This window comes from Methylomonas rhizoryzae, from assembly GCF_008632455.1.
Taxonomy (GTDB): Bacteria; Pseudomonadota; Gammaproteobacteria; order Methylococcales; family Methylomonadaceae; genus Methylomonas; species Methylomonas rhizoryzae.
Genome location: NZ_CP043929.1, coordinates 1,481,297 through 1,500,981, shown reverse-complemented (window position 1 = coordinate 1,500,981; position 19,685 = coordinate 1,481,297). Strand labels below are relative to the sequence as shown.

The window sequence follows — 19,685 nt, the reverse complement described above, 5'->3', positions numbered from 1 at the left end:
ATGAACACACGCAAAGGCATCATCTTGGCCGGCGGCTCCGGCACCCGGCTTTATCCGGTCACCAAAGCGGTTTCCAAACAATTATTGCCGATTTACGATAAACCGATGATTTACTACCCGCTCAGCACCTTGATGTTGGCCGGAATCCGGGAGATTTTGATTATCTCGACGCCGCAAGACACCCCGCTGTTCCAACAGTTGCTCGGAGACGGCAGCGACTGGGGAATCGCCTTGCAATACGCGGTACAGCCCAGTCCGGACGGATTGGCCCAAGCGTTCGTCATAGGCCGCGATTTTATCGGCAACTCTCCCAGCGCCTTGGTATTGGGCGACAATATTTTTTACGGACAGGATCTGCACCGGCTACTGCAAAATGCCAATCTGCGCAGCGAGGGCGCCACGGTATTCGCCTATCACGTACAAGACCCCGAACGCTACGGCGTGGTCAGTTTCGATGCCGAAGGCAAAGCCGTATCCCTGGAAGAGAAGCCGGCCCAACCCAAAAGCAATTACGCGGTCACCGGCCTGTATTTTTACGACCGGCAAGTCGTCGACATCGCCGCCGAATTAAAGCCCTCGGCCCGCGGCGAACTGGAAATCACCGACGTCAACAAAACCTATCTGCAACGGCAGCAGCTTGCTGTTGAGATCATGGGCCGCGGCTACGCCTGGCTGGATACCGGCACCCACGGCAGCCTGATCGAAGCCGGCAACTTCATCGAAACCATAGAGACCAGGCAAGGCTTGAAGATCGCCTGTCCGGAAGAAATCGCCTGGCGCAACGGCTGGATAGACGACGCCAAAATCGAACAACTAGCCCTGCCCCTGGCGAAAAACGGCTACGGCCAATATTTGTTGAATCTACTCAAACAACAGGTGTTTTAATGCAAGCCCAGCCATTGAATATCCCTGAAGTCGTATTGCTGACCCCAGCGGTGTTCGGAGACGACCGCGGCTTTTTTTTCGAAAGCTTTAACCGCCAACGCTTCGCCGAGCTGACCGGCGTCGCATGCGAATTCGTGCAAGACAACCATTCCAAATCGCAACGCGGCGTATTGCGCGGCCTGCATTATCAACTGCCGCCCAAGGCCCAAGGCAAACTGGTCAGGGTGGTAGCCGGCCAAGTATTCGACGTGGCGGTCGACATACGCAAAAGTTCGCCCACATTCGGCCAATGGGTGGGTGCACTGCTATCGGCGGACAACAAAAATCAACTGTGGATTCCACCCGGTTTCGCCCACGGATTCGTCACTCTATCCGACAGCGCGGAGTTTTTGTACAAGACCACCGATTATTACAGCCCGGAAAATGAACGGGCCATAGCCTGGAACGATCCCGTCATCGGCATCGAATGGCCGATCGATTATGCACCGGCCTTATCCGGCAAGGATCAAGCAGCCTCAAGCTTCCTAGCCGCGGACTATTTCCCGTAACGCGCAAACAGCGCCAGGCATAGCTTTGGTGCGGATAGGCCGACCAACAAAAACGCTCGGCTGGCACATAGCTTGGTGTGTGCCACAGACAAGCGTCGATAAACGCTTCTGCAACTCGCTTTTCTAAGCCGCCTGTGCGGCGGCGGACGAGTATTTTGCCCCATTTGTCGTGCCGAGATTTTTCTAAGCCGCCTGTGCGGCGGCGGACGCAGACGGCTCGGTATCTTACCGGGCGCAGGTTTTCTAAGCCGCCTGTGCGGCGGCGGACCATCTTGGACCGTTGTAGTATTGTGGAAACCATTTCTAAGCCGCCTGTGCGGCGGCGGACTTCGACACTTCGTCCGGATGCACGTCGGCCTTTTTCTAAGCCGCCTGTGCGGCGGCGGACAATGCTTTGGCTGCCGACATTCGTACACTACTTTTCTAAGCCGCCTGTGCGGCGGCGGACCGAATCCGCCCGGCGTGTTGTGCTGCTCTATATTTCTAAGCCGCCTGTGCGGCGGCGGACTATAACGCCCGCACGGTAGAGGTGCGGCAGGATTTCTAAGCCGCCTGTGCGGCGGCGGACCCGGTACGGCCACAAACGCCATGGGTTCATTTTTTCTAAGCCGCCTGTGCGGCGGCGGACTAATCTATGAGCCAATCGACTAGCGTTAGCCTTTTCTAAGCCGCCTGTGCGGCGGCGGACTAGCGCTAGAAATTCTAGCGGCGGAAGAAAAATTTCTAAGCCGCCTGTGCGGCGGCGGACAATTAATCATGACTTTTTTGAATGAGCCGCTTTTTCTAAGCCGCCTGTGCGGCGGCGGACTAATCTATGAGCCAATCGACTAGCGTTAGCCTTTTCTAAGCCGCCTGTGCGGCGGCGGACTAGCGCTAGAAATTCTAGCGGCGGAAGAAAAATTTCTAAGCCGCCTGTGCGGCGGCGGACAATTAATCATGACTTTTTTGAATGAGCCGCTTTTTCTAAGCCGCCTGTGCGGCGGCGGACTATCTGGCCTGCGACGTGTACGACGACATCCATTTCTAAGCCGCCTGTGCGGCGGCGGACGGTTGCAGCTCTGGCACCACACACCGGCTTAATTTCTAAGCCGCCTGTGCGGCGGCGGACCGAGCCGTGCCGTCGTTCCAATAGATCACCAATTTCTAAGCCGCCTGTGCGGCGGCGGACGTTATGACATTGCGGGTAGTGTGTTCGCTCACTTTCTAAGCCGCCTGTGCGGCGGCGGACCAACGCCGGATTCCACAAGCTCATCGGGTAATTTTCTAAGCCGCCTGTGCGGCGGCGGACATTGAGCCGGCCGTAAAAACTTTCCAGTAAGTTTTCTAAGCCGCCTGTGCGGCGGCGGACGAAATCGCCTATCGCTGCCGAATGCGTTTATCTTTCTAAGCCGCCTGTGCGGCGGCGGACGAGCTGTCCGACGTGGTTGAGCACACGGTTAATTTCTAAGCCGCCTGTGCGGCGGCGGACAAATTACTATACGCGCTACCGTCGCCACCAATTTTCTAAGCCGCCTGTGCGGCGGCGGACTATCTGAGCGCCGGTGATTCGCTCAATTATTTTTTCTAAGCCGCCTGTGCGGCGGCGGACGAACTGATGACGCCTGGATTCGCCTTGGTAATTTTCTAAGCCGCCTGTGCGGCGGCGGACCATCGCCGATCAGTAACTCGGTCGATTGCATCTTTCTAAGCCGCCTGTGCGGCGGCGGACGGATGCGCCTTACTGCGCGGCACGCTCTCTTTTTTCTAAGCCGCCTGTGCGGCGGCGGACCTTCACTTGAGAAAGCCCTAAGTCAAACTTTTTTTCTAAGCCGCCTGTGCGGCGGCGGACTTGAGGACAATATTCCGATGCCGGCTGTTAAATTTCTAAGCCGCCTGTGCGGCGGCGGACACGATTCAATAATGACGGTGTGCCGACCTGCTTTTCTAAGCCGCCTGTGCGGCGGCGGACCAATTTTAATGCTTCAAAAAGTTGCGCGCGACTTTCTAAGCCGCCTGTGCGGCGGCGGACTGTTATCTGAAAAAATAGCTAGATTGGTCACATTTCTAAGCCGCCTGTGCGGCGGCGGACCAATTTGGTTTGCCTTGGCTGGATTTGACAATTTTCTAAGCCGCCTGTGCGGCGGCGGACAAAGGACGACATACGCATGGCTGTGGCCGGAATTTCTAAGCCGCCTGTGCGGCGGCGGACCGCCTGTTTTCTCTTCTCTGTAGCCAAAAAATTTTCTAAGCCGCCTGTGCGGCGGCGGACACTCCCTTCTGCCGGTCTTGGTCCGATCAACTTTTCTAAGCCGCCTGTGCGGCGGCGGACATTTTTGGCTAAGTAATCTAATCTGTGGGGTTTTTCTAAGCCGCCTGTGCGGCGGCGGACTTGGATGATTTTTATGAGTTGGTTTGTAAAATTTTCTAAGCCGCCTGTGCGGCGGCGGACGCTTATCGCAATGATATTTTGCGCACGTGGTTTTTCTAAGCCGCCTGTGCGGCGGCGGACCATCGTGCGTGCCGACAGTTAGCGGACACGTCTTTCTAAGCCGCCTGTGCGGCGGCGGACTAGATCAGCACCTGCTAGATCAGCACTTGTTATTTCTAAGCCGCCTGTGCGGCGGCGGACTATGGCTGAATTATTAGCGGCTCCTAATTATATTTCTAAGCCGCCTGTGCGGCGGCGGACTAGCCGGCGTTGCCGGTATTACGATCAATACGTTTCTAAGCCGCCTGTGCGGCGGCGGACGGCGGATCCAATCGAGCCGGCGCCGCCGGCGGTTTTCTAAGCCGCCTGTGCGGCGGCGGACAGATAATCTATATCTTTATATGTGATTCTATGCTTTCTAAGCCGCCTGTGCGGCGGCGGACGAATCAATTGTCTAATAGCTTATTTCATGATATTTCTAAGCCGCCTGTGCGGCGGCGGACGGTTTAGCTAATCCATTAAAATTGCATTTTAATTTCTAAGCCGCCTGTGCGGCGGCGGACCTATGAGAAATACTGTTGAGCAGGCAGTTATCTTTCTAAGCCGCCTGTGCGGCGGCGGACGGGGTAATTATGGCTGAAGCACAAATGGCGGCTGTTTCTAAGCCGCCTGTGCGGCGGCGGACGCCTGCTCCATGCCGGTGTTCTGGCCGATGGCTTTCTAAGCCGCCTGTGCGGCGGCGGACGGCCACCACGGCCGTGGCTGATAACTCGCAACTTTCTAAGCCGCCTGTGCGGCGGCGGACAAGCGTGTATACCATATTTTGCGCGCCGGCTATTTCTAAGCCGCCTGTGCGGCGGCGGACCGAGCGATGCTGCTGTAGCCGGTCGAGGTACCTTTCTAAGCCGCCTGTGCGGCGGCGGACTCGCCGACCGGTGTGGCATAGTCGACGGCAAATTTCTAAGCCGCCTGTGCGGCGGCGGACAGCGGGATTATGGGCATCGCGCTTATCGGTTTTTTCTAAGCCGCCTGTGCGGCGGCGGACCGCACGCTATGCAATATCCGGTTATATTAGCCTTTCTAAGCCGCCTGTGCGGCGGCGGACAGACTTGAGTTCACCCGACGCGTTAGATAACTTTTCTAAGCCGCCTGTGCGGCGGCGGACTGGTAAAAGCCGGTACTATTTTAATTTCGGACTTTCTAAGCCGCCTGTGCGGCGGCGGACTTGATTCGACGAATTAGTTGCTTGAGTCAATCTTTCTAAGCCGCCTGTGCGGCGGCGGACGGTGTCATCAAACCTTTGCGGCCGCGTGTGCCTTTCTAAGCCGCCTGTGCGGCGGCGGACTTCGACATTGGCGCCAAACCGGCTAACAATTTTTTCTAAGCCGCCTGTGCGGCGGCGGACGACTAAATAAAAAACAGGAAAAAACCATGGACTTTCTAAGCCGCCTGTGCGGCGGCGGACCATGTTGATTCGTGGGCGCAATTCGGGCTGGCTTTCTAAGCCGCCTGTGCGGCGGCGGACCATTGCCGGCAGCGACATTGAAAACAACATGTTTTCTAAGCCGCCTGTGCGGCGGCGGACTCGCAGCGTTGTTGACAATAATATTACCGGTCTTTCTAAGCCGCCTGTGCGGCGGCGGACAATTTAATCAATTTTTCCTATTCAATTTTGCATTTCTAAGCCGCCTGTGCGGCGGCGGACAATGAAGTCATTAGTAACTTCAGCAATATGTGTTTCTAAGCCGCCTGTGCGGCGGCGGACGGCCCTGGATTATCGCTTTCCGGCACCACATATTTCTAAGCCGCCTGTGCGGCGGCGGACACATGATTGAACGAAGCCGTTTCTGTTGGTAATTTCTAAGCCGCCTGTGCGGCGGCGGACGATAACGCGTCTTTTATGGTGGCTTTGCCGTCTTTCTAAGCCGCCTGTGCGGCGGCGGACCGAATCCGCCCGGCGTGTTGTGCTGCTCTGTATTTCTAAGCCGCCTGTGCGGCGGCGGACAATCGCTAATTATCAAACGGCAATATCGTTGTTTTCTAAGCCGCCTGTGCGGCGGCGGACACCACGGATTTTGGTAACTCTGTGGAGTTTGTCTTTCTAAGCCGCCTGTGCGGCGGCGGACTCCGACTATACCGCTGATAAAATCGGCTTCTTTTTCTAAGCCGCCTGTGCGGCGGCGGACTTAAATAACCCTGTAATTATAGGCGGCGGTTTTTTCTAAGCCGCCTGTGCGGCGGCGGACCGGAGATAGCCATCTGTAATTGATCTCGTATATTTCTAAGCCGCCTGTGCGGCGGCGGACGGACATATTCCAAACTATATTGCCGCGGACATTTTCTAAGCCGCCTGTGCGGCGGCGGACATTCGGCTGTTAAGCGCGCTGTCGCTCGAAATTTTCTAAGCCGCCTGTGCGGCGGCGGACTAAATGCGAGCTAAACCGCACATCGCTATTGTTTTCTAAGCCGCCTGTGCGGCGGCGGACGACAACTGTGCGAACATCTTTAGAACCATCTTGTTTCTAAGCCGCCTGTGCGGCGGCGGACAAAGAACCATTGCGACGCCGAAGGCGTGGCACTTTCTAAGCCGCCTGTGCGGCGGCGGACTAGAATCGCCGACTTGCGGCATTGGCATAATCTTTCTAAGCCGCCTGTGCGGCGGCGGACTGGGAATGATTGTTCCCATAGCGGCGTCATGCTTTCTAAGCCGCCTGTGCGGCGGCGGACGGTGTCGGTAAAAAAGCCCAAGCCTACGCCGACTTTCTAAGCCGCCTGTGCGGCGGCGGACGCCGCGGCATTCAGCGCGTCGTACAAGGCATTTTTCTAAGCCGCCTGTGCGGCGGCGGACACGTGGACGCTAGCTTGCAAGGCGATATCAACTTTCTAAGCCGCCTGTGCGGCGGCGGACGGCGAACACTTTAGAACCAGCGCCCGCGGCATTTTCTAAGCCGCCTGTGCGGCGGCGGACATTCGTTCAGGACGATATCGTGTCCGGCTTGTTTTCTAAGCCGCCTGTGCGGCGGCGGACATTGGTTGCGAGCGTTTTTGGCGCATTTTCACGTTTCTAAGCCGCCTGTGCGGCGGCGGACTGATTATAAATAAACGGGAAGCCGGTTGCGACAAGGGTTGCGGGCGATTTGACCTATTTTCACCATCCGCAAAACCCTTAGCCGTAACCGGCTGATTTAGTTCACATTGTTAAAGAGCGCAAAAAATTTGGTCAAAATTCCGGTACGGTCGCAACACTGCTCAGGCCGTAGGCGCTGAAACCGCCGGCCACCGGCGCGACGACCTCGGTTTTGGCGATCCACAAACAAAACGTCTGGCCGCCGCTCAAGCTTTGCAAGCGAATGAACGGCCACGGCACGGAGGGCTTGAGCATGTCGCAATAGCGAAATGACAGCGGGTACGCGGGGTTCTCGCCCGCCTCTCGCAGTTCCACCGTCATGTTCAGCGCGGTCGCCAAATCCAGGCCGTGGCGCTTGGCGTAGCGCCGTGCCAGCCGCTCGGGATTGGTCTTGGGCTGCACCCGCCGGTAAACCGCATACCCGAGCAGCTTGTCCGGCACCGCCCGGATGCCGGTGCAATGCACATAGTCGCTAAGACGCGCCAAGCGCTGCTGCGCGGAGAAGCGTTCCAGAGTAGCTTCATCCTCGGCAAACAGGCGGCATTTGTCGCCCAGGCCAAGTCGCTTGCCATCCGCGCGGTATTTGGGAAATCCGACACCAATGGCGCCGCGTTTATCCGCATCCAACATTTCGACAAAACCCAAGTGCAACTGCTGGAATACTTTGGACCACAAAAAATTCAGCCCGACTTCGGGATCGGGCAGCAAGGTGATTTCCAAATAAAAGCGCATGGCTCAATCCTTGCCGCTTTCGCCGAACACGCCGCCGCGCACCAGAACCGCCATCACGTAATGCTGCTCGGTTTGGCTTAGTTCGCCGCCGCGCGCGAAGCGGTCGAACAGCGTATAAAAATCGGCCTTGGCTTTAGGCGTGCGGAAGGCTTTACCCAAATTAGTCACCGCGCCATAGGGTTCGACGGCAATCGGGCCGATGTACGGGCTGTCTTCATCCACCGGATACCAGGTGTCGATGCTGCGTAGCGCGTTGCCGATTTTTTGCGAGTGCATGCCGGCCACGCCGTCGATGTGATAGAGGATTTTGCTTTTTTTGGATTTGCTGTTGCCTTTGTCCAGCACCAATTCTTCGCTGGGGTAGACATCCTGCGCTTGACCGACTTGGGCATAGGCATCGACGGTCAATAGCAAAAATTCGGTCTGGCCGCTGAGGGCGGCGGCGATTTTGTCGGCCAACGCGGCGACATCGGAGTGGTTGTGGTCGAAGTCTTTCAAATTAAAGGCTTTAGAGTCGAAGGTCCACGCAGTTTGTTGTCCTTCGTTACGGACGCTGACCACCACTTCGATGCGCTCGGCACCCACGCGATTGCGCCACAGGAAACGGGCGTTGGCCAGGTTGGTGGCGTAGCGTTTGGCCAGTTCCTTAAAGCCTTCGGCCTGGATATAGGCGTCGGCGGCCTGTTGATAACTGGCGGCAAATTCGGCGCTGTTGCAGGCTGATGGTTTTTCGACGCCGCTCAGCACTTTTAGGGTGAAGCTGAGTTTCAAGGTGTCGTGCTCGCTACCCAACGCGCAACTGTCCACGGTTTGCAGGTTGGGCTTTTCGACTTCGGCGTCCAATTTAGCCGGGTCGTCTTGCAGGGCTTTTTTCAGGCGGTTGGAGATGGTGCCGCGCACCGATTTTTCTTGCAGTTTCAACGGCAAGGATTGAAATAGCGGCACCTTTTCTTCTTCAGGCTTTCTCGCTTGTTCATCAAAATACTTTTTTAACAACTCGGGGTTTCTACGAAGAGCATCGGTGGTACGCCCCTCTTCCCAGCGGGTGCCGTAAAGCCGGCCATCGGACGGCACCAGTTTTTTTTCGAAAGCCAGTACGGTTGCAGCGGCGATTTTGTCTGTTTTTGCCATGATGTTGTCCTTGCCGTTAAGCGTTGCGGGGGTGTTGTTCGATTAGATAGAAATTGTTGTCGGCGTCGTAGCGGCCGCGCCAAAGCAGGTCATCCAACCGTTTAAGCCGGTAAGGCATGACGAATTCGCCCAAGGTGACCAGACTTTCTGCGAAACGGTGCGGGGTATGCGGATCGCGCTGCTGCTCGGCAAGACCCAGTTCGCCGACACCGTGAAAGCCGGTGGCAATCGGTACCAGCCAACCTTTGGTTTTACGCTCGGCGCTCCACATCACTTGCCCGTCTGCATCGATTTGACTGCGGTGGTGGACGGTTAAATAGTCCAGCATGGCATCGATGGCGTCCTGACCTTCTCGCATGGCCTCGGCCATTAATTCGCGGCGTTCCAGCAACACGTAGCCGGGCATCAGTTTGCGAGTCAGTTTGCCGAATTCGATGTCGCCGTCGATTTTCAGCAATTCGGGGTTGCCGAAAGACAGGATGTCGCCGCCGGCCAGTTTCATCGTGGTTAAGTGATGCCGCACGGCGGCTAAAAAGGCATCGGTATCGCCCATACCGACGCCTTGGTATTCGATCGCCAAGGTGACATTGAGATGGCAGCGGGCTTCTTCGATGAAAGACGGCCGTTCGCCGGTTTTGTCCAACGGATTGCCGGTGCCGACGATAGACTGCACGTAATCGCCGCGGCCTTGGTAGGTTTGCAGATCGATTTGATGGCAAGACACGGCGCAAGCGCTAAAGCGCAGTTCGGTGAACGACGCGGCATTAAGCTTGCGCTGCAAAGCATGCACGCCGCCCAGCCAGGCCGTCATCGCCGGAAAGCCGATGGTGTAAGGGCTGGATAGCGCATTGGCATTGTGGACTTTCAGGCGCGGGACGATTAAAAAGCGGTTCATCGCAGCACCTCCCGGTGTTCGGCAAGCAACTGTCGAAACGCCCTGGATTCCGGATCGCCGATGGGGATGGCTTTTTGCTCGCCGACAGCTTTTTTATAGGCGATTCCCAGCCACGACACCACGGCAACGATGATTTCGTCCAGCCAATCGTCTTCGCTGTCGCGCCGCTGAGCGTTTGCCGCGTCCAGCCAGATTTTTTGCACCGGCGGTAATGCACTGGTTTCCGACCAGCCGCCGGGCAGTTCCCGAATCGCCCAGACTTTCTCCATGACTTGTTCGACGATCTGCAAAATCCAGTAATCCCGACCCTCACGCACGTCGATGTTGTTAGGCACAGTGTCGAGAAACAATTTATGTAGGGCTTTGAATTTGTCCTGATAATCCTTGAGATACAGACTTTGCAGGAAGAAATTAGTCTTCAGCGCCTGCGTGGCACGCAGTTCCAAAGTCGGCGGCAGCGACGCCAGTAGATAGGCGGTGCCGCCGTTTTGATTGTTCAACACGCTGATGTTTTGCGGTTTGGTGCCGCCGAAGCCGATCACGGTCAGGTTGTAGAGTTCATCGAAGCCTTGTTCGTGATGGATTTGATTGCGGCGGTCGCTGCGGGCTTGTTTGGCGGCCTCGGAAAAACGCAATACGTTGATGCGTTCCTTGAGCTTGAACATCAGCCCGGACGGCGTCAGCACGGATAGCAAATGGTAGCCGTCGTCGACCGGGAAATAGACTTGTTTGATTTTTTCCGAGGTTTTGACCGTTTCCGCAGCGCCGGATTTGATGCTCAGCAAGCCTTGCCGCAGGTCCTGGAAGGCTGTCGGTATATTGAATTGTTGTCTGATCAGTGGGGTATCCTGTTCGAGATGCCCCAACACCGTTTGTCCGTCGCTCAGCGGCAAGGATAGAAATTTGTGGACGTCCAGCGCCGCGGCGTTGCCGAACACGTCGAATTCGGCGGCAACGTTACCGGTGCGCAGATAGCCGTCCGCTTTACGCTCGGCGTCGGCTATGACCGAACTGGTTTTGGCTCCGGGATGGCTGAATTTTCCGGGATGTGTGACCATCGCCAATTGTCCTGCCCGCTTGGCGGCGTCCGGCAACCAATTCGCCAAGTCGAATTTATCGGCAGCGGTGCGTTCGATGTCTTGTTGCTCGGCTTCGGTTTTGGATATTTTGAGCTTTTCCTTAAGCCAAGTGACTTTGCGTTCAGACAAGTAGGCTTGTATAGCGGGGTCCAACATATAACCTCTCCTTTCAGAATACGTGACGATGCAATTGTAGCCGAACCTAATTTATAAACAACCTGTATAGTTGAAAACTTTTTAATTAAAAATTTCTTGCTCGATTCGCAAAGTCATGATTAAAATAGCCCCACTGCTGAACAAGCAGCTTAGAAATGTATTGTTGAAACTTTTTAATTTGCTTTTGACGCCGAACAGGCGGCTTATAGGTTTTCACCTCGCTTTGTATGCTTTAAGGCCTACAAAGTAAGCGAATTTACCGCGCAATGTGGGTACAATATTCCCATTATATTGCGCGGTGGTGACGTATGAAAACCGAAATTAATAAGCAAGACATGCTGAAAATCCGCATGGATGCCAGCACATTACAGCTGCTCGAGCAGGCCCGAAGCTATGTCGGCTTGGACAAAAGCAAGTTCATCCGCCAAAGCATTCGGGAAAAAGCCCAAGCCGTCATCGCCGAGCATGAACAAACCCGGTTCAGCGCGGAGGACTGGCGGCTGTTTTTTGAGTTGCTGGATAACCCGCCGGAGCCGACCGAACGCATGAAAAAAGCTTTGCAGACCTACAACAACATCGTTGCCGATGAAGTTTGAGCGGTTACAACCCGAGCTGCATGACCGAAAAGCTTTCGATTGCGGCAATGCGTCGCTCAATCTGTATCTGCGGCAATTTGCCAATCAGGACCAAAATCGCGGCTTGTCCCGCGTGTACGTGCTGGCCGAACAGCGGCGAATCGTCGGGTATTACTCGCTCAGCGCGTATTCGGTGGCGACCGACGCGTTAGCGGACCAAACCCGAACCGGCGCTTATCGCGAATTGCCATTTTTGTTGTTGGGCCGTCTGGCCGTCGATCAAGCGTTTCAAGGCCAAGGCTTGGGCGACGCGTTGATTATTCACGCCTTCAAAACCACCGTGGAAGCCGCCGAAAAAATCGGTATCTTCGGCATGATCGTCGATGCCAAGGACGAACGCGCCGCCGGTTTTTACGAACACTTTGGCTTTAAACGCCTGAACGCCAGCAAAAACCGTTTGGTACTGCCGTTTTCGGCCATCAAAAAAGCGATTCAAGTTTAGTTTAGTGCCTGAGTTCTGATTGACTGGCGAATCTGGCGGTATTACTATTTATGGATAGTAATACCGGAGATTTTTTATGCACAAATTAACCAGCAAAAGACAGGTGACCTTGCCGCAGAGCGTTTGCAATGCCATTGCCTTGCAGCCCGGCGATTATGTGGAAGTGTTTGCTCGCGACGGCATTGCGCACATCGTCAAAATGAATTCCGATAGTTTGGCCGGTAAGTTTCGCGATTTGCTCAAAGACAAAACCTTCCCTTCCGCGGAAGAAATCGAAGATGCGTTGAAAAAACGTGCCACGGAAAAATTTCTAGCCGATGATCGCGGTTGATACCAACGTCCTACTGCGGTATTTGTTCCAACCGGTCGACGCCAGAAATCCGCAATGGCAGGTCAAACAAGCTGTGGCGGTGATCGAGCAGGCCGACAAGGTGTTCGTCTCGGCCATTGTGCTTGCCGAAATGGAATGGGTGCTGGAAAGCGTATTCCAATGTAGCCGCAAGGAAATTCACACCGTCATCCGCGAGTTGGCCTGCAACACAAAATTCCAATTCGAAGATTGGTCGGTGTTGCACTGCGCATTGCTGGATTATCTGGAGTTTCCAGCGGTTGATTTGTCGGATTGCTTGATTGCCAGAACCGCGCAAAAAGCCGGTGCGACCACGTTATATACCTTCGAAAACAATAAGAAATTGGGGGCCTTGCCGGTAGCGACCAGCTTGCGGCCAGAAGGATCGTAGACAGGCATTCCCGGCGCTAATCTTTACCAAGCTTCCAAAAGCCCAATTGCTCGCAATAAGCAAACACAAAACGCTCGCCAGTCAGCAGGTCATTGTCGTCGATCCGCACATTGATTTCGCCGTAACGCAACGCCGCCTCGGTTGACGACCAACCCTTTTCCTCGGCCTGTTTTTCGAGCAGCTCGGCATAATCCCGATACAGCCACCATCTCTCCTTTTCTAAGTCGGTTAATTCCGCTCGCTGGATTTTGTAAGTATTTTCAACGGTATTGGTGCCGCCTTGCGGTAGTTTTTCGACGAACTGCCAATCGGCTTGTTCGTCCGGCAGGTCGAATAAAATCCGCTGCTTATCGGATTGGCGAAATGGCGTCAGATGTTGCGGCAAGGCCGTCAACCACCAGCATCCGCTAAGCCAGCCTTGCAAGCTTTCCGGGCCTTGTTTACCGTAGCGGGTCAGCAAATTCTGAATGCAGTGGTGTTCCAGATCGGCCAGATTCTCGGCCGGACGGAGTTCGGCGTTGCTTCGAATACGCGGCGCGGCGGTGATAGCCTGCAATTGTTCAGAGGGGATCAACCGTTTCAGGTCATGCGTTGCCAGCCGCTGGCGCGGGCTTTCGAAGCCCGGTCGGCAAAAGGCCGGCAGATCGTCGCCTTGCAACAGCGCTTTCAAATTGTATTGCAGCAAACCGATATTCGGCGCTTTCGGCGTGTGTGGTCGATGCCGCAACACCCGCCCGGCCAACTGGATGATGGAGCGATAAGACGACGGCTCGACCACCGCCCAATCGAAATCGTGGTCGCGGCCGACTTCCTCGACTGGCGTCGCTACCAGGATGAAAATCAAGTTGTCGGCTTGGCAGCAGTCGATATGCCGGCGGATTACAGAGTCGTCGAACACGGCGGTGGGCTGGTCGCGTTTTAACACCGCATCCAGATGCCGTTCCTGTTCGTGTCGCAGTAACAAGACCTGCTGACTATGGTAGGCCATGATGCGGATCTCGACGTCGTGCGGCCAATCCTGCGCTTGCGCCAGATAACGGGTCAATGCGATGCAGGGCGGAATGTTCGCCAGCCGCACCACGCCGAACGAAATCCGTTTTCCTCTGTACGGGTCCGGTTCGGCATGGCGGCGATGCTGATCGACGACGGCTTGTTGCATCGTCTTAAAATAAGCCTGTTCGAGTGTTTGGTCGTTATCCTCCGACGGAGAAAAATCGACGATCTCGGCGATGCGTTTGGCGGGGTTTTGCCGGACGTTTTGCAGCCTGGCGCTACGTTTTTCGACGAAACCCCAATGCGTTTGCCGATATGCTTGAATGTCGGCATTTTGCAGTGTAGCAATTTCGCAGTCCGATTCGTCAAGCCAGGCACAGCCGATTTGGCTGTTCAAGCCGCGAGCCTGGGCAAACAAACGCCAACCTTCGCGGTAGGCGTTGAAATAACCTTCGGCCAAGGCCGGCGGTATCGTCGCCGAGGAAATCATCACCTTGCAGCCGGACATGCCGGCCAGATGAATCAAGCGACCGATGGCAATCAAATCGTCGCCGTCAAAGTCGTCGATTTCGTCGATGACCAAATCCGACGACATCAGCCGTAAGCTCGGCAAGATGTAACGCCCGCCGCGCCGGGTCTCGGTAGCCGCCATCAAATGATCGATGGTGCAGGCCAGCACCGGGGCATAGAGGAATTTTTGCTTGCGCTGATCGATCTGGCCGGCCCTATCCGTCCATAGGGTGCTTAAGGCGCTGAGAGCTTGGTCGGGAATGTCGAAATCGACCTCGTTGTCGTCCCACCATTCTTCGGCCGATTCCGAGCCGCTTGCCTCGTCAACCCCGCTGGCTTCTGTCTGTTGCCGGGCATGATTATGCAGTTCCAGCACCGCGCGCGAACCGATCAGTACCGCCAATTCGCTGTTATCCAGGCCGATACGCTTGCGGTATTCGTCGCCGGTTTGCAGCGTCAAAGTCCGCAAACCCAGGGCTAAAGCGTAACGCAAACTTTCGCCGTCCTTGGACAAGACTTGCATGATTTTGGCGTTGGCCAGGGTTTTGCCGCAACCGGTGCTAGCCATGTTGACCGCGAAGAAACCGAAACGGGTTTCCGCCAAATTCCGGGTGGTTTTCCAGGCCTTGATGGCCATCACGGCTTGGTCCTGCCAACGAAAACGGGCATCGGCGCTTTTTTGTTTCAGTCGTTTTACGTCGTAAACCGGCGGCGGCTCGGATTCGAACAAAGGCAAGCGGCGAGCGACGGTCGCGGCCTGTTTCGCCACTCGCACCAAGTGTTCGTCCAACAGTTGCTTGGGCTCTCCGTGTTTGTCGGTATTGGCGTAAAGCGGCACGACTTTTTGCCAGTTTTGGTCGGCGTCTTGCGAAGAATAGTTGTGGTCGCCCAGCATCAGGCTCAAACGGCAATAATGCAGCACCAACCGGTAGCTGCCGTCGGCCATCGCTTGTGCCAACATCGGCAGGCAAGCCTGCAATTTGGTCGCCGCGATTTGCAATTGTGTCAGCCAGGGCGCGGACTGGCTGAGCAGACCGTGGGGAAATTCGAAACATTGCTTCAGGCGGTCGGTGTCGGCTTCGTTTTGATAGCCCCAGTCGGCTGTGATGTAGGCGAGGGTTTTGCGTAGATTCGGCGCCGACTCGTCCTGCCATTCTTTGACTTCATCCTTAGTTCTGAAATCAGGCAGTTTGTGGTGCGTGACTACCAGCCAAGCTATCAAACCCGCTGCATCAGGCAGGTTGGCCATCGGTTTATTACCAGTTTGGCGGATGGCTTGCAGGAGTGCGCTTTCATCAATGGCACCGTCCGTCAGAACCCTCAGCCATTGGTCATCTTCGGTCACGCCGTTGATCAAAGCTTTTAGCAGTAATAACGATAGCCACTCGTGCCGCAACGGATCGGGCGGTTGCTTGGACAACAATTTGTTTTGGAAACACAGCGAGGCCTTGCCCCAATCGTGAAACAGCGCAGCAATAGTAGCCAGCGCTTTGATCAAAGGTAAATAGTGCCAATCGCTTTCCCATTGATTGTTTACGACCGATTTTTGCGTGCTGTTGACCGGCACGATACCTGCCGAGTTAAAGCGGCGGCGATTGCCGACTATCCAGACCAATTCGCTCCGGCTCCTTGATCTGATCCAGTGACAGGACACTGCTGTACTTTTCGTCGCCGTCTTCCGTAGTAATTTTTTCACCGCTTGCAAGCCTTCCTCGGTGATCACGGTTTGCCAGGTGTTGTCGCCGATGCGGTTGGCGAAGGCGTCGAGGACGCGGCGGGTGCGGGCCAGGGCTTTCTTCTGGCATTGGCTGACAAAGGTGACCATCATAGGCAATCGTCCAATTTGCGGTTGCGATTCGACGAGCTCATCGCGAACGGCCTTTGAGCTCGGCATTTACGCCCTGAGATACGAACGGCGCTGTAATTTTCATTCATGCCGGTTATTCGTTTTCCCGTAACGCCTGCCGCTTGACCTGCTCGAACATGAAATCCAGCGCTTTGTGCTCGGTGAATTTTTGCAGGATTTGTTGGCGGAACTCCTGCTCGCTCATTTTTTCCTTGGCGCAGACGAAGGCCCAGGGCAGGACGATGGCGTCTTTGACCAGGTCGGCGACGTCGAACACCAGCGCGCCGCGCCGGGTTTTGCCGTGCATCACCGCGAAGCCGTGCGGGATACCCAGCACCCACAGCGTCGTGGCCGCCAGGCCATAAGCCAGGTAGTTGCCGTGGTTCAAAAAGCCGTTGGCGAGATCGCTGGCGGCGTGGTCGCGGCTGAAGTCGACATGTTGGGTGGCTTTGGCGGCATAGCGGTAGAGTTGCTTGGTCAGCAAGGCTTCGCGTTGCAGCAGGTCTCCGGTTTTGCCGGCTTGTTCGACTTGCCCGGCGTAGCCGTCCAGCGCGGCGGCGATGGCGCTGTCGTCGGCGAAAATGTTTTCGGCTTGCAGTTCGCGGTCTTTACCCCAGACCTTGCGGATATAATCGACACGGGCTTGTTGAAAGGCTTTGGCAACGGCCAAGCGTGGCGCGTCGTCAAACCAGAATTGCAGCCAGCCTTGCACGTATTCTGTGGGGCGGTATTCGCTTTGCGGGGTCAGCCATTCGATTTCGCAGCCGCTGAACAAGGGCGTGCCTCCGCCGCCGCAAAAGCCGACCAACACGCCGGCGCCGGCCAGCATGCGCATCGCCGCCTGGGTGATCGAGGTGCCGGTGCCGAGCAGGATCACGGTGGTATTGGCAATCGGGATGTTCCAATACAGGTTTTCGTCCTTGGCTTCGGTCAGGTAGAGTACACGGCCGTCTTTTTGCATCACCCGGCATTTTTCCAGGTAGTAGATGTTGGCGCGCTTGGAGTGCAGGATGGCTTTCAGGTCGGTGAGTTGTTCCATAATCCACTCTTTATTATGCCATGAAAGCATGGCAATCAGTCCGGACAATCAAAAGCGGGGGCAACACCAGCCCGGCTCGAAGGTTAATTCGCGACAAGAGGAGGTCGCTCCCAGCATGATTTAAAGTAATAAACAGCATTGCCACCCATACCCGGTGCACCAACGGCAACACTGTCGCCTAGGCCGACAACGCTATAAGATGACGATCTGCACTGTCATGAGCTAGGCTGGAAAACCCATCTGGCTAACGCGACTGCACCAACCGCCCGTTCAATCCCATTCGAACAGGATCCATTGGTTGATGTTGGTGTTTTTGTCCAAATCGTTTTTCTTGACGTCCATCTGGCCGTCGCCGTTGGTATCCAACAAATAGTAGGGAGGCCCGACTTCCGGCTGCACCTTAATCATGTAAAGACGGCCGTTGCGGCGAAACTCCTGAATGGTGTCTTTGCCTTTACGAATGATCGTAATATCCGGCTCCATTTCCTCCCCGGATTGTACCCGCGGCGGTAGTTCGGGCGGTTCCGGTACGGCCGGCGGCTCTTCCAACGCGTCGTCTGCGTGCGCCGCGGCTAAACTAGCCACGGCAAATCCTAGAGCAAATAGTTGACGAATCATATGCAGTCTTTGTCCGTATTGTCGTGATTGCAATTAACCAGCGAATCCACACTGTAGCAATTTATCGTCGCGCTAGGTTAGTGCAAGCATAAAAAAGGCCGATACTCCCTAACACCAGGAGTATCGGCCCAAAAGATTTAAACGGTTACGCTAACCCCGGCCGCGCAGATATTTTTCCACGCCGGTAGATCTGGCGAATTCGCCGTCTGCCGAAGCAGCCAAGCGATTGACGTAGCGATCGACACCGGATTGATGACCATGCTCGCCAATCTGTAAGCTTTGTTTGGAAACGTATTTGGCCACCCCGGTCGGTTCGCCGGCGTTGCGTTCGCGTACTTCTTGTTCGCGCACATATTTCGCTACCGAACTCAGGCTAACGGCAGGTTTTGCCGCCAACATCTGTTTGGCCAGATAACGGCTCACTCCGGTCATCGCAGGCTGTTGTTTAGCCAACGAAGCTTGCTTGGCCAGGTATTTGGCCACGCCGCTCAACGGCTCTTGCTGGCTTTGCAGTTGCGCTTGTTTGGCCAGATAGCGTGCCACTCCGGTCGGACGGTATAAATCAGCTTTTGCTTGTCTGGCCAGATATTTATCGACGCTAGACCCGTCTACTAGTTCGGCGGCGTCATCGTCGCCAACCACGTCTTGTTCGAGGTCGTTCGCCACTTGCAGGGCTTTTTCTTCCTGCAATCTGGCTTCTTGCTCGAGGTAACGCGCCACGATAGCTGCTGCTGCGGCTTTTTTCGCCGCTAATTCTTGCTCGGCGACAAACTTGGCAACGCCTGTTGCGGGAACGGTTTGCTGCTCGGTTTTTTCCATAGCTTTAAGGTAAGCCGCCACGCCGGTGGTTTTCGGCTGATCTTTTGCGATCACGGTTTGCCGGCTGACGTATTTCGCTACGCCGGTGGTAGCCGGGGCCTCTTTCGCCTGCAATTCGCTTTTCAGCAAATATTTGGCAACTCCGGTCACGCCGGGCGCATCCCCGTCCAGCAAGTGCTGCCGCGTAATGTATTTGGCTACTCCCGTCACCGTATGCACTTCGTGGTCGTGGCGAGTCACATATTTGGCCACTCCGGTTACCGGTGCCTCTTTAGACAGGATGGATTGTTTGATTAGATAACGAGCAACCCGTGAAATAGGATTTTCGTTTTGCTTGGACAAATACTTGTCCACACCGCTGGGTTGAGGTTCCGGTTCCGGCTCGGGTAGCTCGGCAACCGGCTCCTCCTGGATTTCAACAACCGGTTCCGGCCTATTCGCGGCTTCTATCGCCGCCTGCTGAGCTAAATATTTAGCCACGCCGGTCAGCTGGTCCTCGGGAACTTCCACCGGAACCGGCTCCAACTTTTGCAGGTAACGGGCTACGCCTGTCAATTCGGCCGGCTCGGCTGCGGAATCTCTGTCCACCGAACCGCCGCCGCTAGGTTTGTCGAAAAACAAGGGCGGCAGGAAGCCAAACAAGCTATTCATCAAACTGCTTTGTTTCATTTGAGAATACTCCATTCAATAGTAGTGATGCGCAAACGCCCTTAAGCGATAACGCATTTCGTCAACGTACCGCGCCCATGTTTTCTGACTAACTGGCCACAATCGTTCGCGTGTTATGGAATTAATTGGTATCGCTGTATAAAACTTTCGGCTGGAAATTCGCAGCCGGATATTTCGGGTCAACTTCGGCGACTACTCCGCCGGACGCTGCGGCTTGGCTAGCGCAGGGCGCAGCGGCAACAGGAGCCGATTCGGCAGCGGCTTGTTTAACTATCGATTCGTCTTGATATACCACTTTCGGTTGAAAATCGGCAGCCGGGTAATCTTGTGCATTTGCAGCAACGGTTACCAGTAACAAGCCGGCGAACAGTCCTTGGTTCAGAATTGTTTTCATCATGTTGCACACCTCACTCA

15 protein-coding genes and 1 CRISPR repeat array are annotated in these 19,685 nt (G+C 55.5%); of the genes, 6 read left to right on the top strand and 9 right to left on the bottom strand.

Features of this window, described 5'->3' with window-relative positions; all coding sequences use genetic code 11:
* On the top strand, positions 1-885 hold the full coding sequence (gene rfbA, locus F1E05_RS06975; RefSeq protein WP_150047609.1) for a glucose-1-phosphate thymidylyltransferase RfbA: 885 nt from the start codon (positions 1-3) through the stop codon (positions 883-885).
* Complete coding sequence (gene rfbC, locus F1E05_RS06970) at positions 885-1,433, top strand: dTDP-4-dehydrorhamnose 3,5-epimerase (RefSeq protein ID WP_150047608.1); 549 nt, start codon at positions 885-887, stop codon at positions 1,431-1,433. The genes rfbA and rfbC overlap by 1 nt, the downstream gene beginning before the upstream one ends.
* A 120-nt stretch (positions 1,434-1,553) precedes the next feature.
* Positions 1,554-6,929: a CRISPR direct-repeat array (repeat unit 28 nt; unit sequence TTTCTAAGCCGCCTGTGCGGCGGCGGAC).
* Between the two features lie 131 nt (positions 6,930-7,060).
* On the opposite strand, the gene cas6f is transcribed toward rfbC, so the two are convergent.
* Genes cas6f through csy1 form a run of 4 tightly spaced genes read right to left on the bottom strand, consistent with a single transcriptional unit; the run spans position 7,061 to position 10,960 of the window.
* Complete coding sequence (gene cas6f, locus F1E05_RS06965; protein WP_150047607.1) at positions 7,061-7,699, bottom strand: type I-F CRISPR-associated endoribonuclease Cas6/Csy4; 639 nt, start codon at positions 7,697-7,699, stop codon at positions 7,061-7,063.
* A 3-nt stretch (positions 7,700-7,702) separates the two neighbouring features.
* The gene (gene csy3 / locus F1E05_RS06960; RefSeq protein ID WP_150047606.1) at positions 7,703-8,830 is read right to left on the bottom strand and encodes a type I-F CRISPR-associated protein Csy3; all 1,128 of its coding nucleotides are present in this window, start codon (positions 8,828-8,830) and stop codon (positions 7,703-7,705) included.
* 16 nt (positions 8,831-8,846) lie between these two features.
* Positions 8,847-9,725, bottom strand: a complete 879-nt coding sequence (gene csy2, locus F1E05_RS06955; RefSeq protein ID WP_150047605.1) for a type I-F CRISPR-associated protein Csy2 — start codon at positions 9,723-9,725, stop codon at positions 8,847-8,849.
* Positions 9,722-10,960 (bottom strand): type I-F CRISPR-associated protein Csy1, encoded by a 1,239-nt coding sequence (gene csy1 / locus F1E05_RS06950; protein WP_150047604.1) that lies wholly within the window; start codon positions 10,958-10,960, stop codon positions 9,722-9,724. Before csy1 ends, csy2 begins: the two co-directional genes overlap by 4 nt.
* Before the next feature lie 308 nt (positions 10,961-11,268).
* On the opposite strand from csy1, the gene F1E05_RS06945 reads away from it, so the two are divergent.
* The 4 genes from F1E05_RS06945 to F1E05_RS06930 all read left to right on the top strand — a co-directional run bounded on the left by F1E05_RS06945 (position 11,269) and on the right by F1E05_RS06930 (position 12,777).
* Positions 11,269-11,556 (top strand): type II toxin-antitoxin system TacA family antitoxin, encoded by a 288-nt coding sequence (locus F1E05_RS06945; RefSeq protein WP_150047603.1) that lies wholly within the window; start codon positions 11,269-11,271, stop codon positions 11,554-11,556.
* Entirely contained in the window at positions 11,546-12,037 is a 492-nt protein-coding gene (locus tag F1E05_RS06940) for a GNAT family N-acetyltransferase (protein WP_150047602.1), read from the top strand. The genes F1E05_RS06945 and F1E05_RS06940 overlap by 11 nt, the downstream gene beginning before the upstream one ends.
* Before the next feature lie 76 nt (positions 12,038-12,113).
* Positions 12,114-12,368, top strand: a complete 255-nt coding sequence (locus F1E05_RS06935; protein WP_150047601.1) for an AbrB/MazE/SpoVT family DNA-binding domain-containing protein — start codon at positions 12,114-12,116, stop codon at positions 12,366-12,368.
* A complete protein-coding gene (locus F1E05_RS06930) occupies positions 12,355-12,777 on the top strand; it encodes a PIN domain-containing protein (RefSeq protein ID WP_150047600.1) in 423 nt (140 codons plus the stop codon). The genes F1E05_RS06935 and F1E05_RS06930 overlap by 14 nt, the downstream gene beginning before the upstream one ends.
* A gap of 16 nt (positions 12,778-12,793) precedes the next feature.
* Here the strand turns inward: F1E05_RS06930 and cas3f are convergent, their stop codons facing one another.
* From cas3f to F1E05_RS06905, 5 genes are all read right to left on the bottom strand, one after another.
* Positions 12,794-16,108 carry a type I-F CRISPR-associated helicase Cas3f gene (gene cas3f / locus F1E05_RS06925; RefSeq protein WP_150047599.1) on the bottom strand — a complete coding sequence of 1,105 codons (3,315 nt, stop codon included), beginning with the start codon at positions 16,106-16,108 and terminating at the stop codon, positions 12,794-12,796.
* A 112-nt stretch (positions 16,109-16,220) separates the two neighbouring features.
* Entirely contained in the window at positions 16,221-17,165 is a 945-nt protein-coding gene (gene cas1f / locus F1E05_RS06920) for a type I-F CRISPR-associated endonuclease Cas1f (protein ID WP_150047598.1), read from the bottom strand.
* 270 nt (positions 17,166-17,435) lie between these two features.
* Positions 17,436-17,750, bottom strand: a complete 315-nt coding sequence (locus tag F1E05_RS06915) for a DUF2782 domain-containing protein (protein WP_232056806.1) — start codon at positions 17,748-17,750, stop codon at positions 17,436-17,438.
* A 183-nt stretch (positions 17,751-17,933) separates the two neighbouring features.
* Positions 17,934-19,271, bottom strand: a complete 1,338-nt coding sequence (locus F1E05_RS06910) for a hypothetical protein (protein WP_150047596.1) — start codon at positions 19,269-19,271, stop codon at positions 17,934-17,936.
* 121 nt (positions 19,272-19,392) lie between these two features.
* Positions 19,393-19,668, bottom strand: a complete 276-nt coding sequence (locus F1E05_RS06905) for a hypothetical protein (RefSeq protein ID WP_232056805.1) — start codon at positions 19,666-19,668, stop codon at positions 19,393-19,395.
* Positions 19,669-19,685 lie beyond the last annotated feature (17 nt).

Coding starts and splice junctions, on each gene's coding strand:
- F1E05_RS06940 (WP_150047602.1), top strand. CDS start 11,546: ATGAAGTTTGAGCGGTTACAACCCGAGCTGCATGACCGAAAAGCTTTC.
- F1E05_RS06930 (WP_150047600.1), top strand. CDS start 12,355: ATGATCGCGGTTGATACCAACGTCCTACTGCGGTATTTGTTCCAACCG.
- csy3 (WP_150047606.1), bottom strand. CDS start 8,830: ATGGCAAAAACAGACAAAATCGCCGCTGCAACCGTACTGGCTTTCGAA.
- F1E05_RS06935 (WP_150047601.1), top strand. CDS start 12,114: ATGCACAAATTAACCAGCAAAAGACAGGTGACCTTGCCGCAGAGCGTT.
- csy1 (WP_150047604.1), bottom strand. CDS start 10,960: ATGTTGGACCCCGCTATACAAGCCTACTTGTCTGAACGCAAAGTCACT.
- cas6f (WP_150047607.1), bottom strand. CDS start 7,699: ATGCGCTTTTATTTGGAAATCACCTTGCTGCCCGATCCCGAAGTCGGG.
- F1E05_RS06910 (WP_150047596.1), bottom strand. CDS start 19,271: ATGAAACAAAGCAGTTTGATGAATAGCTTGTTTGGCTTCCTGCCGCCC.
- F1E05_RS06945 (WP_150047603.1), top strand. CDS start 11,269: ATGAAAACCGAAATTAATAAGCAAGACATGCTGAAAATCCGCATGGAT.
- cas3f (WP_150047599.1), bottom strand. CDS start 16,108: ATGATGGTCACCTTTGTCAGCCAATGCCAGAAGAAAGCCCTGGCCCGC.
- rfbC (WP_150047608.1), top strand. CDS start 885: ATGCAAGCCCAGCCATTGAATATCCCTGAAGTCGTATTGCTGACCCCA.
- rfbA (WP_150047609.1), top strand. CDS start 1: ATGAACACACGCAAAGGCATCATCTTGGCCGGCGGCTCCGGCACCCGG.
- csy2 (WP_150047605.1), bottom strand. CDS start 9,725: ATGAACCGCTTTTTAATCGTCCCGCGCCTGAAAGTCCACAATGCCAAT.
- cas1f (WP_150047598.1), bottom strand. CDS start 17,165: ATGGAACAACTCACCGACCTGAAAGCCATCCTGCACTCCAAGCGCGCC.
- F1E05_RS06905 (WP_232056805.1), bottom strand. CDS start 19,668: ATGATGAAAACAATTCTGAACCAAGGACTGTTCGCCGGCTTGTTACTG.